Source organism: Devosia sp. (assembly GCF_040509215.1).
Classification (GTDB): Bacteria; Pseudomonadota; Alphaproteobacteria; order Rhizobiales; family Devosiaceae; genus Devosia.
This window is the reverse complement of sequence record NZ_JBEVLL010000298.1, coordinates 1-17,915: the sequence shown is the minus strand read 5'-3', so window position 1 is coordinate 17,915 and position 17,915 is coordinate 1. Positions and strand designations below refer to the sequence as shown.

Here is a 17,915-nt window from a genome sequence, read left to right as displayed (position 1 = left end):
ACGTTCATATAGGCCTGAACGACGGAGAGCAGGACGTTCTGCTCGGAATTGCGGATTTGATACTCGGAGAGTTCGGCGGCAGCCCGAGCGGCCTCGACCTGCGCTTCAGTCTTGAAGTTATCGAAAATGGTCTGGTTATAGGAAACACCAGTCGTGATCGACGGGCCACCCGAAAACTGGCCACCGACCAGGCTCCAGCTCTCCGTACCGCTGATCGAGGCACCGATAGTCGGCAGCTTGGCTGACTTTGCCAGAGCAATGCTTTCCGCCGACGCCTTTGCTTCAAGCAAAGCTGCCTGCAGGTCGGGCGCGTGGTCATAGGCAGCGGTCAGCGCCTGAGTAATCGACTGGGCATGCGCCCCGCCGGTTGCTCCCATCGCCAAAAGTATGGCGACCGCGCTCGCCGTAACGAACTTATTTACCATAGGTACCCCGCATTCCGACCCTACTACCAATACGCCCGGCATATGGGGTCTACAACCAACCATACCCATGCCTACCAAAATTTCACGTACGCTTCGTTTCAACCCGTGGCCATTTGGCAACAAATCGAGCGCTAGAACACGAATTCGTCCTTCTGTGCCCAGCTCCACAAGCGCGGTATCGTCGCATCGAACTCTGACGTGAACATTACGCCGTCGTGGTTCCGATGGAAAACATGAATGACAGCGATTCCACGTCGTAGAATCGGAACGACCAATCGCCCGTCCATAGCGAGGAGCTGAATCAGCTCCGAGGGCTCTGCATCGACAGCGCCTTCAACCACGATGGCATCGAAAAGCTGCCCCGCAAGTGCCTCGATTCCTCCGGCAACAACGCTAGCGTTCTCGACTCCAAGTTGGACGAGATGATCGTTTGCGCGGGCAGCGAGGATCGCATCGACTTCGATGCCCACGACCTGGCCGCCGATGCGCGCCAGCACGGCTGTGGAGTAGCCGCTCGCCGCTCCAACATCGAGAACCCGGCTGCTTTCGCCTATCTCGGCAAGTTGCGCGATGCGCCCAAAATGCGCCGGCGAAAGAATGAAGCGTTGTCCGGAAGCCAGTGGCTGCAGGTCGTCGACGTAAGCGACAGCCTTGCGACCCTCGGCGACGAATATTTCGCGCGGCACATCCGCAAAGGCAGCAATCAGCCGCCGCTCCGTGACACCGCTGCTGCGCAACTGGCTATCGATCATAGCCATTCTTGCGCTTCGAAAATCGTCCATCAGCCAGCGGTCCGAAGCTCATTGATATGCCGGACGTGAATATAGACGAGCCGATCCGCTGGCAAGCCATGCCAGGTGGACGAGCGCCTCAACGCGACCGAATAACAACCAAAGGCATCGAGCCGCCGGTCAAAATTCAAAATGTAAGGAAATTGGAGGCCGCGTCCGGAATCGAACCGGAGTGCACGGATTTGCAATCCGCTGCGTAACCACTCCGCCACGCGGCCTCTGCGTCTGTACCTATTTGACCTCTCTGAGCGATGCAACAGGATTGTCGCCGATGGACGAATTTCCCAAAACTTTGGAAAACGCTTCGTTCAGTCCCCGGGCGCTAGCGGGACGAAGCGGCGTTCCAAGCCCTTCTTTTACTGGCCTGCGCCCCGCGCAGGACTGCTAGCCCTACCCAGCGCCAAGCAACACGTTGACCGCAGCCGCAAGCAGGATCGTGTTGTAGAAATGCGAGAAAACAAGGTGCACCATCACACGACGGCGCATGGCATTGCTTGAGACCTTTGTGTCCGAGGTCGCGACGGACGTGCCAACCGTGAACGAGAAGTACAAAAACGCGATTCCGTCCGGCTCTTCATCACCGGGAAAGTCGAGACCGCCCTCCACCTTCTTACCGCCTGGACGATCAGGCACCTGGTAATATTCATAGGCATAGTGCAATGCGCCCATGGCCTGCACCGTGAACCAACCCAAGACAACCGAGGCGATGCTGGCGATTATCTCGCCCGGCTCCGTGCCGCCATCCTGGTTGAGGGCTAGGAACAGCGAGACCACCGACGCAGCGACGACGATGAGCACAATGAGCAAGATACCCGTCCCAGGGGTGTCTTCCTCGCGGGCGTGCTCGTGCAGATAGTCCGCGGTGAGGTGCGGGAGCTTCAAAAAGGTCAGGATCAGGTAGCCGGCAAAGAGGCAGTTGGCGCCAACGCTGACGGCATATTTTGGCACCAGCAGAAGGGATATCGCCAAGCCCGCTATGCCGAGCACGAGCCCAAAGTAGAAAGGCGCGTGTCGCGGCATAACATGTCCCACAGCCGCCGCGCGCAGGGTTCCCTTTACCTTTTCCGGCATACGACGTTTTCCGGCATACGACGTTTCCTCCCCCGCGTTTGCGCCGCGGAGGAAACGCCTTCAGCCGCTAATGGCTCCCGGACCGGGCTTTGCACCCGGAGGCACCTTGCCCATGATAATCATGCCCAAGACTTCGTCCTTGGTGACATCGCTGGTGCGCGCTTCGCCTACAACCTGGCCGTTCTTCATCACCACAAGCCTGTCCGCGAGATCAAAGACATCGTGGATATCGTGGCTGATGAGAAAGATACCGATGCCTTCGGATTTGAGCTGCTTGATCAGCTCCCCGACCTGCGCCGTCTCCTGTGGGCCAAGAGCGGCCGTTGGCTCGTCCATGACGAGGATGCGTGCGTTGAAGAGGATGGCTCGGGCAATGGCAACGGACTGGCGCTGTCCACCAGAGAGGGCCTTGACCGGTTCCTTGAAGCGGCGGAAATTGGGGTTGAGACGCCCCATCACTTCCCGTGCTCGCGATTCCATCGCGGCATCGTCCAACGTGCCGATCGGCGTCACCAATTCGCGACCAAGGAAGAGATTGGCGGCGGCGTCGACATTGTCGGCAACGGCGAGCTGCTGGTAGATGGTCTCGATCCCATACGCCTTGGCATCACGCGGATTGCTGATCGAGGCCGGCTCGCCATTGATCTTGATATCCCCGGCGTCGCGCTTGTAGGCACCCGACAGGATCTTGATCAGCGTCGATTTTCCCGCGCCGTTGTGGCCAAGCAGGCCAACGACCTCGCCGCGGTGCAGGTTGATCGAGGCGTGATCGACGGCCTTGATACCGCCGAAGGCGATTGAGATGTCGGTCATTTCGACCAGGGGTGTGCTGGCATCCAGCATGACGGGCACTCCTAGTGCTTATTCCGGCGGTAGAGCGTGTCGAGCCACACCGCGAAAACCAGAACAATACCGACAACGATGGACTGAAGCGGACTATCAAGCCCCATCAGCACCATGCCGGACTGCAGCGATTGCATGACCACGGCGCCAAGCAGCGCGCCGGCAATAGTACCGACCCCGCCAGCCAGCGATGTACCGCCGATAACGGCAGCCGCGATCACATAGAGTTCGTCGAGCGTGCCCAGGGCGTTGGTCGCCGCATTGAGGCGCGCGCTCGAAATGGCGGCCGCTACGGCGCAGAGGCCGCCCATGAGCATGAAGATCTTGACCGTCATCCAGCGCGTATTGATACCCGCCAGTTCTGCAGCCTCTGGGTTGCCGCCCATGGCATAGACGTAGCGGCCAAACCGCGTCCGCATGGTGAGGAAGGTCATCAGGACCCCCACGCCCACGGCAATCAGCACAGGCACAGCGATGCCATGCGAGATGAAGAGTCCGCCTTCCGGCACGGCAATACCGTTGGCCTTCGCGTAATTCTCGGCGATGCGCACTGGCCAGGGATAGGCGTTGGCCACCCAGATCGCGCCAATGGTCGCGCCGCAACCAAGAACAGCCAGCGACGCCTCTGCCCAAAGCGGGCGTTGGGGGAAATTAAAGCGATGGCGCTGACGGCGACCGAAATAGAGCCCGGCAATGATGGCCGCGCAGGCGATTCCGGCAACGATCCAGCTCCAGGTGAAGCCGATGGAACCGGCCGGCCCCCCACCAATCAGCTGGAAGGTCTGGTCCATGGGCGCAACGGTTCGGCCCATGGTCACCCACCAAGCGGCACCGCGCCAGACGAGGTAGCCGCCGAGCGTGACGATGAAGGCCGGCACTCGCAGATAGGCGATAATCGTGCCCTGCAGCGCTCCAATGCCAACGCCGACAATGAGACCCGCCAGCAGCGACAGGCTCCAGATCATTGGATGGCCGAGGCCAAGCCCCATTTGCACCGGCAGGATTTGCGTCTGCATGACGCCCATCACCATGCCGACGACGCCCAGAATCGATCCTACCGACAGGTCGATATTGCGGGTGACGATAACGAGCACCATGCCCGTGACCATCACTGCAACCGAAGCGGTCTGTACCGACAGGTTCCAGAGGTTACGCGGCGTCAGGAACAGGCCACCGGAAAATATATTGAAGCCGATCCAGATGATCGCCAATGCGCCAATCATGCCCAAGAGGCGCGTATCCACCTCAGTCGCAATGAGGAAGCGCTGAATGGGATTCTGCGTAAATGTGCTCGGATGGGCTGGCGTGGAAATGGCGTGCTGATCAGCCATTCAGGTCTCCCGTGGAAACGGCGCCCCAGCACGAAGCCGGGGCGCAGTCCGGTTGCAATCAGGCAACCAGTTTAGCCTTTTATGGGCTCAGTTACAGGCGGCAACCGTACCGGCGGCAACGCCCTGACACACGACATCCTTGGTCACCCAACCCGCATCAATCACGAGGTTGAGGTTGTCCTGAGTAATCGGCACGGGAGGAAGCAGCACGGCGTTCATCTCGACGCCCTTCGGGCCATCGGAGAACTTGGTTGCACCGGTGACGGCATCGAGAGCCGTACCACCGCCCAGTTCGACGGCGATCTCCGCCGCCTTCTTACCCAGCTCGCGAGCATCCTTCCAAACCGAAACGGTCTGGGTGCCGAGAGCAATGCGGTTAAGAGCGGCATGGTCGCCGTCCTGGCCGGAAACCGGCACGGAACCGGCAAGACCCTGTGCGGCCAGCGCCGCGATGGCACCGCCTGCCGTACCGTCGTTGGAAGCAACGACAGCGTCGACTTCGTTATTATTCGCCGTCAAGAACTGTTCCATGTTCGCCTGGGCGACTTCAGGATTCCAGTTGTCGGTATAGGCTTCGCCGACATTCTTGATAGCGCCCGAATCGACCGCAGCCTGGAGCACTTCCATCTGCCCCGCGAACAGGAAGTCCGCATTGGGGTCAGCCGAATTGCCCTTGATGAAAACGTAGTTGCCTTCAGGCTTTACGGCGAAAACGCCCTGTGCCTGCATGCGCCCGACTTCCTTGTTGTCGAAGGTCAGGTAGAAGGCATCGGGGTTCTCGATCAGGCGGTCATAACCAACCACCGGAATGCCTTCCGCAACGGCTGCGGCAACGGCAGGGCCAATGGCTTCACTGTCCTGAGCGAGAACGATCAGCGCGGTCGCGCCCTGGCTGATCAGGCTTTCGATGTCGGTGAGCTGCTTGGAGGCGGACGACTGGGCGTCTGCCGAAATATACTCAGCGCCGGCCGCCTCGAGAGCGGTCTTGATCGCTGCTTCGTCGGTTTTCCAACGTTCTTCCTGGAAGTTGTTCCAGGAGACGCCGACGACGATTTTGTCCTGTGCCAAGGCGGCACCAGTCAACACGGTCGAGGCAAGCAAGACCGCTGCAAAGAGCTTATTCATCAATGTCCTCCCAAGGGCCATTCGGGCCCAAAATGCCATCCGCAGCCTTCACATCCCTAGGCAGGCGGGCACGCACTAGAGCATTATTTTCAATGCTCGAAAAAAGAAGTCGCATGTCAGATCGCGACGTGTCAACGTCAATTTCGAGTTCCGAATAAAATCAAGGTTGCGTCGCGGCGGCAGCTTTGGTGTCTTGGGGCGGGAGTGAGGGAGTTGACTGCTTGACGCGAACCGTCAGCGATAGCGACAGCGTCCGGCGGCAAAACCGTGGACTGGTCTTGAGTGCCTTGCGCATGCAGGGCGCGCAGTCTCGCACGGCCCTCGCCAGCCTGACCGGTCTTAGCCACGCCAGCATGACAGCCATCATGTCGGACCTGCTCACGCAGGGACTTGTGGCGGAGGTGACGGCCGACCGTCCCGATGGCAGAACACGCGGACGGCCGGCGACTTTTGTCAACTTCGCCCGCACTGCCGCTCACGCCGCGCTCTTCGAACTCGACGTCAATCGCGCCCGGCTTTCCCTCATCGACTATGGCGGCGTATTGGTCGACCGCATCGAGACAGAACTCACGCCAGGCACCTTTGCGGGAATAGCGCCGTGCCAATTCCTGTCCGACCGTCTCGATGCCCTTCTTGCGCGCACGCCTGCGGCCAGGAAGACGCTGCGCCGCGTTGCCATTTCAGTTCAAGGTATTCTGGAGCGCGACGGTCGCGGGCTGCGCTGGTCGCCGATCCAGCATCTCGCGGGTGCCCCTTTTGCTTCCGAGCTCTGCGACGCCCGCGGACTTCCGGTAACACTGCACAAGCGCGGACGCCTCCTCGCGGAAGGTGCGCGCTGGCTCGATCCAGCCCTGCACGAAGCCAGTGTGGCGACGGTATTCGTCGGATCGACCGTGGCCATGGGCGTCACATTCCGAGGGCAGATTATGGGCCGCGGCGACGAAGGCGCCACCGAATTCGGCCATATGAACCATGTTCCCAATGGCGCACTGTGCCGCTGCGGCATGCGAGGCTGCATCGAAGCCTATGCGGCGGACTATGCGGTGCTGCGCAACGCTTATTCCGTGCCGGAAACGGCGCCCCCTGCCCCGGCCGTGCCGGCCCAGCAGTATGAAATGCTGATGCAGCGCGCCGAGGCAGGCGACCGCAGCGCCACGCACGCCTTCAATCTTGCCGGTCGCGCTATCGGCTTCGGGCTCAGCCGCCTGCTGGCGATTTACGATCCCTCGCACATCCTGATCGTAGGACCAGGCGCACGAGCGCTCGAACTCATGCGCCCCGAAATCGATCAGGCGATCAAGGCTTCGCTCGTTGGCAGCATCAACGGCGCTCCCCATATCATCGCGCATCGCGATGAGACGGAGCCCATTTTCAAGGGCCTGCTGATGAAGACCCTCAACGACATCGACCAGGTCGATTTCGCGCCACTACCGAACTCTGGTCGAGCCGGTTAGCGGCGTCAGATTTTCAGCCAGTCGTGCAGCCTGTCGGCCATGACTGCAGGCTCTTCCTGGCCGCCATGCAGCGTCAGGTCGGGCTTGCTTGGCACTTCGAACGGGCTGTCGATGCCGGTGAAATTCTTGATCTCGCCGCGACGTGCCTTGGCATAAAGCCCCTTGGGGTCGCGCTGTTCCGCTATTTCGAGCGAGGTATCGACATAGACTTCCGTAAAGCGGATATCGCCGGCGATCTCTCGTGCCAGTTGCCGTTCCTTCTCGAACGGCGAGATGAACGACACCAGCACGATCAACCCGGCGTCAGCCATGAGCGTTGCCACTTCCGCCACGCGGCGAATGTTCTCGACGCGTGCCGCTTCGGTGAAGCCAAGGTCTTTATTGAGCCCGTGGCGCACATTGTCGCCATCGAGGATGTAGCAGTGCCGCCCTTCCGCCGTCAGGCGTTTTTCGAGCAGGTTGGCGATCGTCGATTTGCCCGAACCGGAAAGCCCGGTGAACCAGACGATCTGCGCTTCCTGACCCTTCTGCTCGGCGCGCACCTGCCGGTTCACGTCGAAGGATTGATAGGTCAGGTTCTGCGCACGCCGCAGGCCGAATGAGATCGTCCCGGCCGCCAGCGTGGCGTTGGAAAGCCGATCGATCAGAATGAAACCGCCGGTGAGCGGATTGTCGGCATAGGGATCGAAGGCAATGGCTCGGTCCGTTGCGATGGTAACGGTGCCGACCTCGTTGAGGTCGAGCTTGTTCGCCGCCACATGCTCGAGCGTGTTCACATTGGTGCGGAATTTAATGTCGGTGATCGTCGCCGGCACCGTCTGAGCACCGACCTTGAGCAGGTAGGAACGCCCCTGATACGCTGGCTCGTCGTTCATCCAGACAAGGCGCGCCTGGAACTGGTTGGAAAATTCGGGAACGGTGCCCGGATGAGCCAACACATCGCCGCGCGACACATCGATCTCGCGATCAAGCACCAGCGTCACCGCTTGCCCGGCAACAGCAGTATCGAGATCCCCATCCATGGTGACGACACGTGCAATCTTTGCCGGCTTTCGTGACGCGGCAACCAGCACCTCGTCGCCGACCGTCACCTGACCAGCGGCGACCGTGCCGGAAAAACCACGAAAATCGAGGTTGGGACGGTTGACCCACTGCACCGGAAAGCGAAACGGCTGCGCCGCCTTGTCTTGAGCAACTTCGATGGTTTCCAGATACGGAACCAGCGGCGCGCCAGTGAACCACGGCATGCGTTCGCTATTGGCCAGAATATTGTCGCCACGCAGCGCAGAAACCGGCACTGCGGCCAAAGTCTGGAAACCCAGATCTTTGGCGAAGGTGCGATAGTCGGCCTCGATCTGATCAAAGATGGCCTGATCGTAGCCGACGAGGTCGATCTTGTTGACCACGAGAACCACGTGCTTCACGCCCACCAGCGACAGAATAAAACTATGGCGGCGGGTCTGCGTAAGCAGGCCCTTTCGCGCATCAACCAGCAGCAAAGCGAGGTCAGCGTTCGACGCACCCGTCGCCATGTTGCGGGTATACTGCTCGTGGCCCGGCGTGTCGGCGACAATGAACTTGCGCTTGTCGGTCGAGAAGAACCGATAGGCCACATCGATGGTAATGCCCTGCTCGCGCTCCGCGGCGAGACCGTCCACCAGTAGCGAAAAGTCGATGCCTTCGTCGCCGACCGTGCGGTTGTGGCTTTCCTTCTTCAAGCTCGCCAACTGATCGTCGAGAATGAGCTGGCTGTCGTAGAGCAAGCGCCCGATCAGTGTCGATTTGCCGTCATCGACACTACCGCAAGTGAGAAAACGCAGGAGTGACTTGTCGGTCTGCTGGGCGAGCCAAAGGTCGAGATTGGTATCAGGCGTGGCCATGGCGAGGGTCATACTCAGAAATAGCCTTCCTGCTTCTTCTTTTCCATCGAGCCAGCGGAGTCGCTGTCGATCAACCGGCCTTCGCGCTCGGATGTGCGGCTCGCCTGCATTTCCATGATGATCGAAGGCAGATCGGCTGCGTTGGAACGAATGGCACCAGTCAGCGGGTAGCAACCAAGGGTGCGGAAGCGCACGGTTTCCTGGCGCGGCGTCTCGCCCGCCTCGAGCGGCAGGCGCTCGTCATCCACCATGATCAAAGTGCCGGAGCGCTCAACCACGGGTCGAGGCTTGGCAAAATAGAGCGGTACGATGGGGATGTTCTGGTCGTAGATATAGGTCCAGACATCCAATTCGGTCCAATTGGAGATCGGGAAAACGCGCATGCTTTCGCCCGGATTGAGCCGGGTATTGAACGTCCGCCAAAGTTCGGGCCGCTGGTTCTTCGGGTCCCAGGCGTGGCTGGCATTGCGGTGAGAAAAAACGCGTTCCTTGGCTCGCGACTTTTCCTCGTCGCGCCGCGCGCCACCGATGGCCGCATCATAACGCCCTGCGTTAAGGGCCTGCCGCAGGGCGGCAGTCTTCATGATGTCGGTGTAACGCGACGAGCCATGATCAAAAGGATTGATACCGTCCCGTACGCCGTCAGCGTTGGTATGGGTGATGAGATCAAACCCATATTCCTCGGCTGTCCGATCTCGGAAGGCGATCATTTCCTTGAACTTGAACGTCGTATCGACATGCAGCAGCGGAAACGGAATCTTGCTCGGGAAAAACGCCTTGCGCGCCAGATGCAGCAGGACGCTGGAATCCTTGCCGATGGAGTACATCATCACAGGCCGCTCGAAACTCGCCGCAACCTCACGCAAAATCTCGATGCTCTCCGCTTCGAGCGACTGCAGATGGGTGAGACGAGTTGAGGTCACGTTGGTCCAGCCTGTTAATATGGCGATCCAGAATATTGACCTTGTAACTACTTGCGGAAGACCCCTGCCAGCAAGGCCGAAAATGCCTGAATCGCTGGGGTTTCAGGGGCTTGAGGCAAAATAGTGCGGCGCTGCTCCGCGCACTGATAAACCTCTCCACCCGAACCCGCGCCACGCCCCCACACCGCTCGCGACGAGCCATCGACGCGCAAAAATAATTCTACGCCCCGCGTGGGGCGATCAGGCAGGCGTGGCAATGGAGGAAGACGTGGTGCCGGCAACAGGGTTCGAACCCGTGACCCCCTGATTACAAATCAGGTGCTCTACCAACTGAGCTATACCGGCGTAACGAGCGCCGTTTAGCATTGGGCATCGGAGCCTGCAAGGTACTTGGAGCGGCGCGGTCAGCGTCGATTGTTCTCTGGTGCTTTTTTCTTGGGATCGATGGGCTGATCCTGCATTTCCTTTTCCCCCTTGTGGCCAAGGTCGTCGACATTATCGTCCATCTGATGGCCTGGTCGGGTTTCCACGGGCGCGGGCGAATACTTTTGTTTGTCCATGGTAGGGCTCCTTCTGAGAAAGCAACCCGCGAGCCACGGCGAAGTTCCGCACGCCGCGCCCCCTCGTTCCTTCCTCATCTTGACGCCGCCGATCGCTTGGCCTTTGAAAGCTATCGCTCGCCTTTCGGTCACGCTTTTGCTACTAGCGACCGCGTATTCCAGCCGCGCTTCATCCTAAGACGAATCGCGGCGATAAAGATGTGCCGGTTGGCACTGCCTGCAGTCGTTTAGGGGGCAATGTGAGCGGTTCGGCACTTCCTCGCGTGGCAATCGTCACCAATGAAACCCCAGGCTCCGAGGCCGCTGCGCAGCGGCTCCGCGGGATTTTGGGCGATGTTTCCATCGACGACGCGGACTATGTTGTTGCCCTCGGAGGCGACGGCCTCATGCTGCAGACGCTTCACCGCGTGATGCCCCATGGGACACCGGTATATGGCATGAATTTCGGCTCAGTCGGCTTCATGATGAACGACTATGCCGAGGCCGATATTGTCCAGCGCCTGCAGTCGGCGCAGCGGACGAAGATTTATCCGCTGTCGATGGAAGTGCTCGATGCCTCAGGCAAGCGCCGCATCGCCCTTGCCCTCAATGAAGTCTCGCTGTTTCGCTCGACGCATCAGGCAGCCAAGATCCAGATTGCGGTCGACAATGAAGTCCGGCTCGAAGAGCTGATCTGCGACGGCATCCTCTTGTCCACGCCCGCTGGGTCGACCGCATACAACCTCTCTGCGCACGGTCCGATTCTGCCGATTGAAGCGCCGCTGCTGGCGCTGACTCCAATCTCGCCCTTCCGCCCCCGTCGTTGGCGCGGTGCGATTCTCAGCAATCGGGCTGAAGTACGATTCACGCTGAACGAAGCAGAAAAGCGGCCTGTCAGCGCCGTAGCAGACAATATCGAAATTCAGAACGTGCGCGAGGTCACCGTGCGCGAGGACCGCTCGCATGGAGTGACGCTGCTCTTTGATCCTGGCAAGAGCCTCGAAGAGCGCGTCCTTAGCGAGCAGTTCAAGTTCTAACGTAGCTCAGGCCGCCGGAAGCTCCAGCAGTTGCCCGGCTCTCGCAGGCGGAAGCGCCATGGCGAGGTGCGTGGTCTCGGCAAATGCGCGCATCACTCCGCGTGCAGCCCTTCGTGCCAGCGCGATATTCTGTTCGCTCAGGTAGGCAAAGGTCTCTTCCAAGGCCGGCGGAATCACGCCGTCATGGTCGGTGATAAGTTCCTCGGTAAGCGCAGTGACGACATAATGCCGGGCGGTGATGTCGTCAGCCAAATCTGCGGTTCTCGCGTAAAGAACCAATTGCACCAGCACTTTACCTAGCTCTGCTGGCAGTCCAGCCCGCACAAAGAGGGCCGAGAGCGAAGCGCGGCTGCCGCTTTCGAGCAGGGTGAAGACTTTCTCGCGCGAAACATCGGCCAATTCTGCGACGCATGACGCGAAGAACATGACGTGGCCGGTGACGACCGCGTGCAGAAGGATGCGGGAATTGAGCAGGCTCGACCCGACGAGTCCCTGCACGAAATCCCGCCTCTGCTGGCATGCCTCGTTTTCGCCGATCGACGACAAGGCCGTATCCGTACCGTCGCGCAGGAGCCTGGCCAGTCGGTCTGGAGCCAAAGCGCCGCGGACAAGTCGCAGTTCTCTCAAGGCTTCCGTAACGCGCTGGACGAGGATCAGGCGAGCAGGAGCCGGGAGGTCTGGGCGAGAAAGCAAAGCGCCCCGCATTTTCGCGTTCTGACCTTTGCCACGGGCAAGCTCAACCAGAAGCTCCGAGTCGATCGCGATGTCCGTCCGGCGCAGAACGTGCTGCGTGATGTCCTGGTCATCTCGGGCGATGAGTTCGGCGGCGATACGCGGAGAGAGTTTCGCGCGTTGGGCAATGGCCAGCCAGATCGACTGGTCGCCCTTGCGGACACAACCAAGCAGGTCCGCGTCGATAAGTATCGGAGAATACTGTAGAATTGCCCGCGAGATGATCGGACTGTCCTGCAGCAGGGCAATCATGATCGGTCGAGGGGCGTCCAGCGAATGGAGCATCCCGTAGGCCAAGGCAGCGCGCACTTTGACTGAGGGATCGTCAAGAAAACCGATCAGCGCAGCGTATAGGGCCGCATGTTCATCGGCGGGCCCCTGATGATCAAGAAAAGCCAAAGCAGCCAAATGGGCGGCGTGACCGCGCTCGTCGCTATCATTGGACCGGGACAGCCGGACGAACTCACTATACTCGATCATTACTCTCTCCACACCCGAGCGAAGACAGCCTAGCGAAGACTATTTAAGGAACCGTTCACCATAGAATTTAACGAGTTCAGCGCGCGTAAAGCTGGGTGAAAAACGCGGAACCGCCGGCGGGCGGCGCTTCGGCCTCTTCGGGAACGGTCTTGAAGAGGCCGGTGAAGGACATGTTGTCGGTGGAGAATCGCGAGGGAACGACGGGCAGCGGCTCGGGCTGCCCGGCACCCTGCCCGGCCATCTGCTGCGTAGAAAACGCAGCATTTGTAACGCCTTCGTGCTTGGCGACCAGAGCGCGGTAGACATCGCGAATCGTGCGCGGCTGGCCGTTGCTGTAGAAAATCGCCTGGTTGGCGTCGGCCTGGCGGGGGAAGAGGTTTACCGCGAGCTGGTCGGGATCCTCGAGGCCGGCCTTGAACATGCGCTCGGCGCCTTCGGCACCGAGGAAATGGGCGATGTAGAGTTCGCCCGCGCTCGGGTTGCGGCCGAATTTGGACTTCAGGTATTCGCCATTGGAGCGCGTGAAGGCGGCAGCGAGGTCTGCGGCGATCTGCGGATCTTCGCGCAGCTTGAGGATTTCGGCTTTGCGCGCGGGGTCGGCGACCGTGTAGCCGCCATCGCTACGTTGTTGAATTTCATTGGCAATATTGCCGTAGCCGAGTCTCGGGCCCTCTTGCTTCATCACCTGAAGCCAGGTGCCTTCGAGGAACTGGAAGAGACCGACGGCCGACGAAGTGCTGGCTTTTGCAGACGGATTGAGGCTGCTTTCGCGCATCGCCGTCTGCAAAAGATAAGAGAAGTCCACGCCGCTGCGATTGCCGGCCGCAGTGAGCGCGGTGGCCAGATTCTGCGGAACGGAGATGGACTGGACGCCCATTAACAGCCTGAGGTTAGCGCGAAGACTGCGTTAACCTCTGCATTATTATGGCTAACAGACTGTTAACGTCGAGATTGTCATGGGTGCCATTCTGTCACGATTTCGGCCAGATCCGGACGCGGACGATCTTCGATCGATGTGGTCGGGGTGCCGATATGCACGAAACCGACAAAGCGCTCGCCCTCTTTCGCGCCGAGTGCTGCAGCGGCTTCGGTGTCGAAAGTGTACCAGCGGGTGATCCAGGTCGCGGCATAGCCGAGGGCATAGGCGCCGTGGACGAGATTGAAGGCGACATTGCCGGCCGAGAGCAGTTGCTCGAATTCCGGGATCTTCACATGCGGCTTTGCGGTCGAGATGATGCCGATGACGAGGGGCGCAGGGAGAAACTGGCGGCGTTCGATTTCGAGACCGGCTTCATCTAGGTCCGGCCGCTTGGCCTTGGCGATTTCCGCCAGTTTTTCGCCGACGGCGGCGCGGGCATCGCCGGAGAAAAGAACCAGACGCCACGGCGCGAGCTTGCCGTGGTCGGGAACGCGCGTTGCTATGGTGAGCAGCGTCTGCAGATCCTCGCCGGTGGGAGCGGGCTCGGCAAGAAAGGCCTGACCGACGGAGCGGCGGGTCAGCAGATGGTCACGCAAGGCTGGGTTGGCGGGCATGGTCTATCCTTGTGGGCAGCTTGAAGCGGGCGGGCCTTAAGGAAAATGCTTTGACCCAATCCGGCACCGGTTTTCAAGCCGGTCTGAGTGTGACACAGCTTTTCCGTAATCGCGCCCTAGCTTGAAAAGAGTCGGGGAGCCCCGACCTTCTCCAATGGCCCGAACAACCATGCTGCCTGTATTTCGCCTGATTGCCTGTGCCATTCTCGCTCTTGCGAGCGTGACGGTTGCCGCGGCGCCGGTTGCGTTTGCGCAAGAGAACGCCGAGATTCCGCCCCTGCCCCGTCCCCGTCCCGATCCCAACAACCTGCCACCTGCGGCTGCGCCTGCCGCCGGTACGGCCGCGGATGCAATCGCAGCGGTGACGAGCGTTCCGCAGTCGGTGACCCTCACCGCCAGGATCACGCAGGAAGGCCCGTCGATCCCGGAAGGCGTCGTCTGGCGGGTGTTCGATAGCGTGCCTGACGCTCAGGGCAATATGACGCTGGTGGCAAAATCCGAGGAATCGACGGCGCGGCTCGATCTGCCGCCGGGCGAATACGTGGTGCATGCCGCCTATGGACGTGCGCAGCTCAGCGAATCTCTCTCGGTCGTGCCGGGCAACAACGAAAAGGTGGTCGACCTAGAGGCTGGCGCACTGCGGCTGAATTCTGCCGTGACCGGCGACATTCCGATCGCGCCGACACAGTTGCGCTTCGATATCTTTACCGCCGGCGAAGAAAGCAGCCGCGTGCTGATCGCCGAGAACCTGCCGCCTAATGACATCGTCACGCTCAATGCCGGCACCTATCACATCGTCTCGCACTTCGGTGCGATCAACGCCGTGGTGCGCGCCGACCTGCGCGTCGAAGCCGGCGAACTGACTGACGCAACGCTCTACCATCACGCAAGCGAAGTTTCGTTCCGGCTGGTTTCCGAAGAAGGCGGCGAGGCCATCGCCGACGTCGAATGGACGATCAAGACGCCTGATGGCGCGACGGTTTTCACCGATCGTGGAGCGTTCCCGTCGACCGTGCTCGCCGAGGGCGAATATCTGATTTTCGCCAAGCAGGGCGAGCAGGTCTACAACCGCGAAGTGCAGGTGGTTTCTGGCGGATCGCGCGAAATCGAAGTTCTAACGGGCGTTTACGGCGGGGTTTGAGGGCTAGCGGCCCCTGCTCTCGGCTTTCGCCGCCGGGCTTGCTCCGGTGGTCCCCAGCGGAGGCGAGATGGATTGCCGGGACAAGCCCGGCAATGGCGGTGGCGGCAACGCTACTTCCCGTAGACATCCTTCGGATCGAACAGCTTGGGCAGGCCCGTATCTTCGAGCCGCGCGATGCCGCTTTCGGTTTCGACGCTGCGATAGAAGCAGCTCTTGCGGCCGGTGTGGCAGGCGGCGCCGCGGCCGGTCTGGCGGACGGTCATGACCAGGCAGTCCTGGTCGCAGTCGGTGCGCAGGTCGACGACTTCCTGCAATTCGCCCGACGTTTCGCCCTTCTTCCAGATGGCTTTTCGCGAGCGCGACCAATAGTGCGCTATGCCGGTATCCAGCGTCAGGCCGAGGGTTTCAGCATTCATGTGCGCGACCATCAGGACATCCTTGGTCCCTTCTTCGATGGTGACGACCGTAATGAGGCCATGGGCATCGAAGCGCGGCGCGAAGATCGTGCCTTCTTCGAGTTCGTCATGGCTCAGCAGTTTGGGGTCGGCGAAAGCAATGGTCATGATACGCACCTCCGGCTCGATTGCGGAGGCTCTAACGCGCATCACGACCAAACGCCAGTAGTTCAGTTCTTGAGGCCGAACCAGATTTCGATATCGCCGCTGCCGCTGCGACCATCGAAGGCCGGTCCGTAATATTCAAGGAAGCTATAGGTCGCCTCGCTGGCTTCGTAGCCATTGGCGGTCAGCCACTTTTCTCCCGCACCGATGGTCTGGCGGATGGTGGAAAGGTCGCCCTTGTGTAGAAAACGAGCCCAACGGAGAGCTGGCACCGAAACCAGCTCCAAATCGGGTGGAGCCTCGGCGCCGGCGCGCATTTCGACCGCGACGACATATTCGAACTTGTCATCCGCAATCTCGCCGACAATGCCGTAGGCCGCCCCGGCAATGGTTCCGTCTATATGACCGATATAGGGCTGGAACCGCTGCCACTGGGCAGGAAGGCCGGCAGGATTGTTCATGTTGTGACGCTCGCCGATGCCGGCGAAATACATGGCGGGGCGGTTTTCGAACCGAGGCGGCTCGACGGTAACCTGGGCTTGAGTATCCATTCTTTGAGGCTCCACGAGGGTAATCCCTTCAAGGTTGCGCCTTTGGCGAACCACTTGCGGCGTGACGCCGAACTGATCGCGGAAAGCGCGGGTGAATGCCTCATGCGAGCCATAGCCGGCATCGAGCGCGACCGACAGGATATCGGGCGCCCCCTCGGCCAACTGGCGTGCCGCATCGCTCAGGCGCCTTGCCCGCAGATAGGCCGTGACCGAATAGCCGGTCACCAGGGGAAAGACGCGTGAAAGATAGCTCTTGGAACGCCCCGTCACCTCCGCCAACTCGTCGAGCCCCAGCGGCTCGCGTGAGCGGCTTTCGAGGACCCAGAGCATTTTGGAGACAACTGACATGGCATGTACCCGCTTGAGACGGGTATTCTATGCCATAAGTGGGACAAGCGCATTTGATCGCGCTTGTCCTACAGGGGAAGAGTCTAGCGGCGGGAAATCATCGCGAAGAATCGGTCCTGCTCGACGCGATCTTCGGCAAAGACGCCGGTGAAGCGATGGGTGATCGTCTTCACATCATGGGCGCGAACGCCGCGCATGGTCATGCACATATGTTCGGCTTCGAGCATGACGGCGACACCGCGCGGGCCGAGATTTTCGTTGATGGCGTCGATGATCTGCGCCGTCATGGTTTCCTGCGTTTGCAGGCGCCGCGCGAAGACTTCTACCAGGCGGGCGAGCTTGGAGAGGCCAACAACGCCGTCATGCGGCAGATAGGCGATGTGCGCCTTGCCGAAGAAGGGCACCATGTGGTGTTCGCAATGCGCGTAGAACGGAATGTCGCGCACGAAGACGATGTCATCGTAGCCGCCGACTTCGCGGAACATCTTGGAGAGAACTTCCTTGGCGTCCTGGCCATAGCCGGCGAAGAGCTCTTCATAGGCCTTGGCGACGCGCGCGGGCGTTTCCAGGAGGCCTTCGCGGGTCGGATCATCACCAGCCCAGGCGATCAGCGTGCGGACAGCGGCCTCGGCTTCTTCGCGGGTGGGACGAGGCATTGCCGTGGACGTGGCAGGTGCGGGGAATGGTAGCTTCACGGACGCGTCCAATGGACTACTCCTAACTCGAGAACCGAAGTCACTACGGTTTCGTCGGCGGTTTGGACCACTCCAGGGTGCGTATCTCTGGCGATCCGTGTTGGACCATCTATATAGAAGGCGTACAAGACGGGAACAAGAAGTCAGATTTCCTAGATGGCGCTCAGCGAGCTTTATTCGGACAAGATTCTCGACATTGCCGGAAACGCAGTTCAGCCCGGTCGGTTGCCTGCGCCGGATGCTTCTGCGCGAAAAGTCAGCCGCATCTGTGGCTCGGTGATCGAGGTCGATGTGATCGTGGCCGATGGCGTGATCACGGGCTATGGGCAAGAGGTATCTGCCTGTGCCTTGGGGCAGACTTCGGCGGCAATCGTGGCGCGCGAGATCGTCGGGACGCGCGTCGAGGATTTTCGGACGCTGGCGCAGCAGATGCGGGAAATGCTGAAGGCCGAGGGC

Annotated in this window: 19 protein-coding genes and 2 tRNA genes; 4 read left to right on the top strand and 17 right to left on the bottom strand. The window is 60.5% G+C overall.

The features are described 5' to 3' along the window. The 7 genes from ABW043_RS16580 to xylF all read right to left on the bottom strand — a co-directional run. A partial coding sequence (locus ABW043_RS16580; protein ID WP_353922298.1) for a TolC family protein occupies window positions 1-425 on the bottom strand: 425 nt, incomplete at its 3' end. Window positions 426-556: 131 nt separating this feature from the next. Further along, window positions 557-1,177 (bottom strand): protein-L-isoaspartate O-methyltransferase family protein, encoded by a 621-nt coding sequence (locus tag ABW043_RS16575; RefSeq protein ID WP_353922297.1) that lies wholly within the window; start codon window positions 1,175-1,177, stop codon window positions 557-559. A 183-nt stretch (window positions 1,178-1,360) separates the two neighbouring features. Then, a tRNA-Cys gene (locus ABW043_RS16570) sits at window positions 1,361-1,434 on the bottom strand. 172 nt (window positions 1,435-1,606) lie between these two features. Then, the gene (locus tag ABW043_RS16565; RefSeq protein WP_353922296.1) at window positions 1,607-2,185 is read right to left on the bottom strand and encodes a DUF1345 domain-containing protein; all 579 of its coding nucleotides are present in this window, start codon (window positions 2,183-2,185) and stop codon (window positions 1,607-1,609) included. A gap of 162 nt (window positions 2,186-2,347) precedes the next feature. Beyond that, entirely contained in the window at window positions 2,348-3,130 is a 783-nt protein-coding gene (locus tag ABW043_RS16560) for an ATP-binding cassette domain-containing protein (protein WP_035083234.1), read from the bottom strand. 11 nt (window positions 3,131-3,141) lie between these two features. Then, complete coding sequence (locus tag ABW043_RS16555; RefSeq protein WP_353922295.1) at window positions 3,142-4,461, bottom strand: sugar ABC transporter permease; 1,320 nt, start codon at window positions 4,459-4,461, stop codon at window positions 3,142-3,144. An 87-nt stretch (window positions 4,462-4,548) separates the two neighbouring features. Then, window positions 4,549-5,586 carry a D-xylose ABC transporter substrate-binding protein gene (gene xylF / locus ABW043_RS16550; protein WP_353922294.1) on the bottom strand — a complete coding sequence of 346 codons (1,038 nt, stop codon included), beginning with the start codon at window positions 5,584-5,586 and terminating at the stop codon, window positions 4,549-4,551. A 221-nt stretch (window positions 5,587-5,807) separates the two neighbouring features. Here xylF and ABW043_RS16545 point away from each other — a divergent pair, with 221 nt between their 5' ends. Beyond that, window positions 5,808-7,040: an ROK family transcriptional regulator gene (locus tag ABW043_RS16545; protein WP_353922293.1), complete on the top strand. Its 1,233-nt coding sequence runs from the start codon at window positions 5,808-5,810 to the stop codon at window positions 7,038-7,040. Between the two features lie 5 nt (window positions 7,041-7,045). Here the strand turns inward: ABW043_RS16545 and cysN are convergent, their stop codons facing one another. From cysN to ABW043_RS16525, 4 genes are all read right to left on the bottom strand, one after another. After that, entirely contained in the window at window positions 7,046-8,932 is a 1,887-nt protein-coding gene (cysN, locus tag ABW043_RS16540; RefSeq protein ID WP_502908662.1) for a sulfate adenylyltransferase subunit CysN, read from the bottom strand. A gap of 2 nt (window positions 8,933-8,934) precedes the next feature. Then, window positions 8,935-9,843, bottom strand: coding sequence for a sulfate adenylyltransferase subunit CysD (gene cysD, locus ABW043_RS16535; RefSeq protein WP_353922292.1), 909 nt, complete (start codon window positions 9,841-9,843; stop codon window positions 8,935-8,937). 269 nt (window positions 9,844-10,112) lie between these two features. Beyond that, window positions 10,113-10,188 (bottom strand) — tRNA-Thr (locus tag ABW043_RS16530). A 59-nt stretch (window positions 10,189-10,247) separates the two neighbouring features. Next, the gene (locus ABW043_RS16525) at window positions 10,248-10,403 is read right to left on the bottom strand and encodes a hypothetical protein (protein ID WP_353922291.1); all 156 of its coding nucleotides are present in this window, start codon (window positions 10,401-10,403) and stop codon (window positions 10,248-10,250) included. 239 nt (window positions 10,404-10,642) lie between these two features. On the opposite strand from ABW043_RS16525, the gene ABW043_RS16520 reads away from it, so the two are divergent. Further along, window positions 10,643-11,419 carry an NAD kinase gene (locus tag ABW043_RS16520; protein WP_353922290.1) on the top strand — a complete coding sequence of 259 codons (777 nt, stop codon included), beginning with the start codon at window positions 10,643-10,645 and terminating at the stop codon, window positions 11,417-11,419. A gap of 6 nt (window positions 11,420-11,425) precedes the next feature. Here ABW043_RS16520 and ABW043_RS16515 read toward each other — a convergent pair whose 3' ends face one another. The 3 genes from ABW043_RS16515 to ABW043_RS16505 form a co-directional block, all read right to left on the bottom strand. Continuing rightward, a complete protein-coding gene (locus ABW043_RS16515) occupies window positions 11,426-12,631 on the bottom strand; it encodes a DUF2336 domain-containing protein (protein WP_353922289.1) in 1,206 nt (401 codons plus the stop codon). Window positions 12,632-12,707: 76 nt separating this feature from the next. After that, complete coding sequence (locus ABW043_RS16510; RefSeq protein WP_353922288.1) at window positions 12,708-13,508, bottom strand: transglycosylase SLT domain-containing protein; 801 nt, start codon at window positions 13,506-13,508, stop codon at window positions 12,708-12,710. A 77-nt stretch (window positions 13,509-13,585) separates the two neighbouring features. Further along, window positions 13,586-14,164, bottom strand: a complete 579-nt coding sequence (locus ABW043_RS16505) for a nitroreductase family protein (RefSeq protein ID WP_353922287.1) — start codon at window positions 14,162-14,164, stop codon at window positions 13,586-13,588. 154 nt (window positions 14,165-14,318) lie between these two features. Between ABW043_RS16505 and ABW043_RS16500 the strand changes: the two genes are divergently transcribed. Next, the gene (locus ABW043_RS16500) at window positions 14,319-15,305 is read left to right on the top strand and encodes an RgsD C-terminal domain-containing protein (RefSeq protein ID WP_353922286.1); all 987 of its coding nucleotides are present in this window, start codon (window positions 14,319-14,321) and stop codon (window positions 15,303-15,305) included. A 110-nt stretch (window positions 15,306-15,415) separates the two neighbouring features. Here ABW043_RS16500 and hisI read toward each other — a convergent pair whose 3' ends face one another. The 3 genes from hisI to folE form a co-directional block, all read right to left on the bottom strand. Next, window positions 15,416-15,868: a phosphoribosyl-AMP cyclohydrolase gene (gene hisI, locus ABW043_RS16495; RefSeq protein WP_353922285.1), complete on the bottom strand. Its 453-nt coding sequence runs from the start codon at window positions 15,866-15,868 to the stop codon at window positions 15,416-15,418. Window positions 15,869-15,930: 62 nt separating this feature from the next. Next, window positions 15,931-16,764: an AraC family transcriptional regulator gene (locus ABW043_RS16490; RefSeq protein ID WP_353922284.1), complete on the bottom strand. Its 834-nt coding sequence runs from the start codon at window positions 16,762-16,764 to the stop codon at window positions 15,931-15,933. A gap of 83 nt (window positions 16,765-16,847) precedes the next feature. Continuing rightward, the gene (gene folE / locus ABW043_RS16485; protein WP_502908661.1) at window positions 16,848-17,471 is read right to left on the bottom strand and encodes a GTP cyclohydrolase I FolE; all 624 of its coding nucleotides are present in this window, start codon (window positions 17,469-17,471) and stop codon (window positions 16,848-16,850) included. A 144-nt stretch (window positions 17,472-17,615) separates the two neighbouring features. Between folE and ABW043_RS16480 the strand changes: the two genes are divergently transcribed. Continuing rightward, window positions 17,616-17,915 (top strand): iron-sulfur cluster assembly scaffold protein (locus tag ABW043_RS16480; RefSeq protein ID WP_353922283.1); only part of this gene is annotated, 300 nt, incomplete at its 3' end.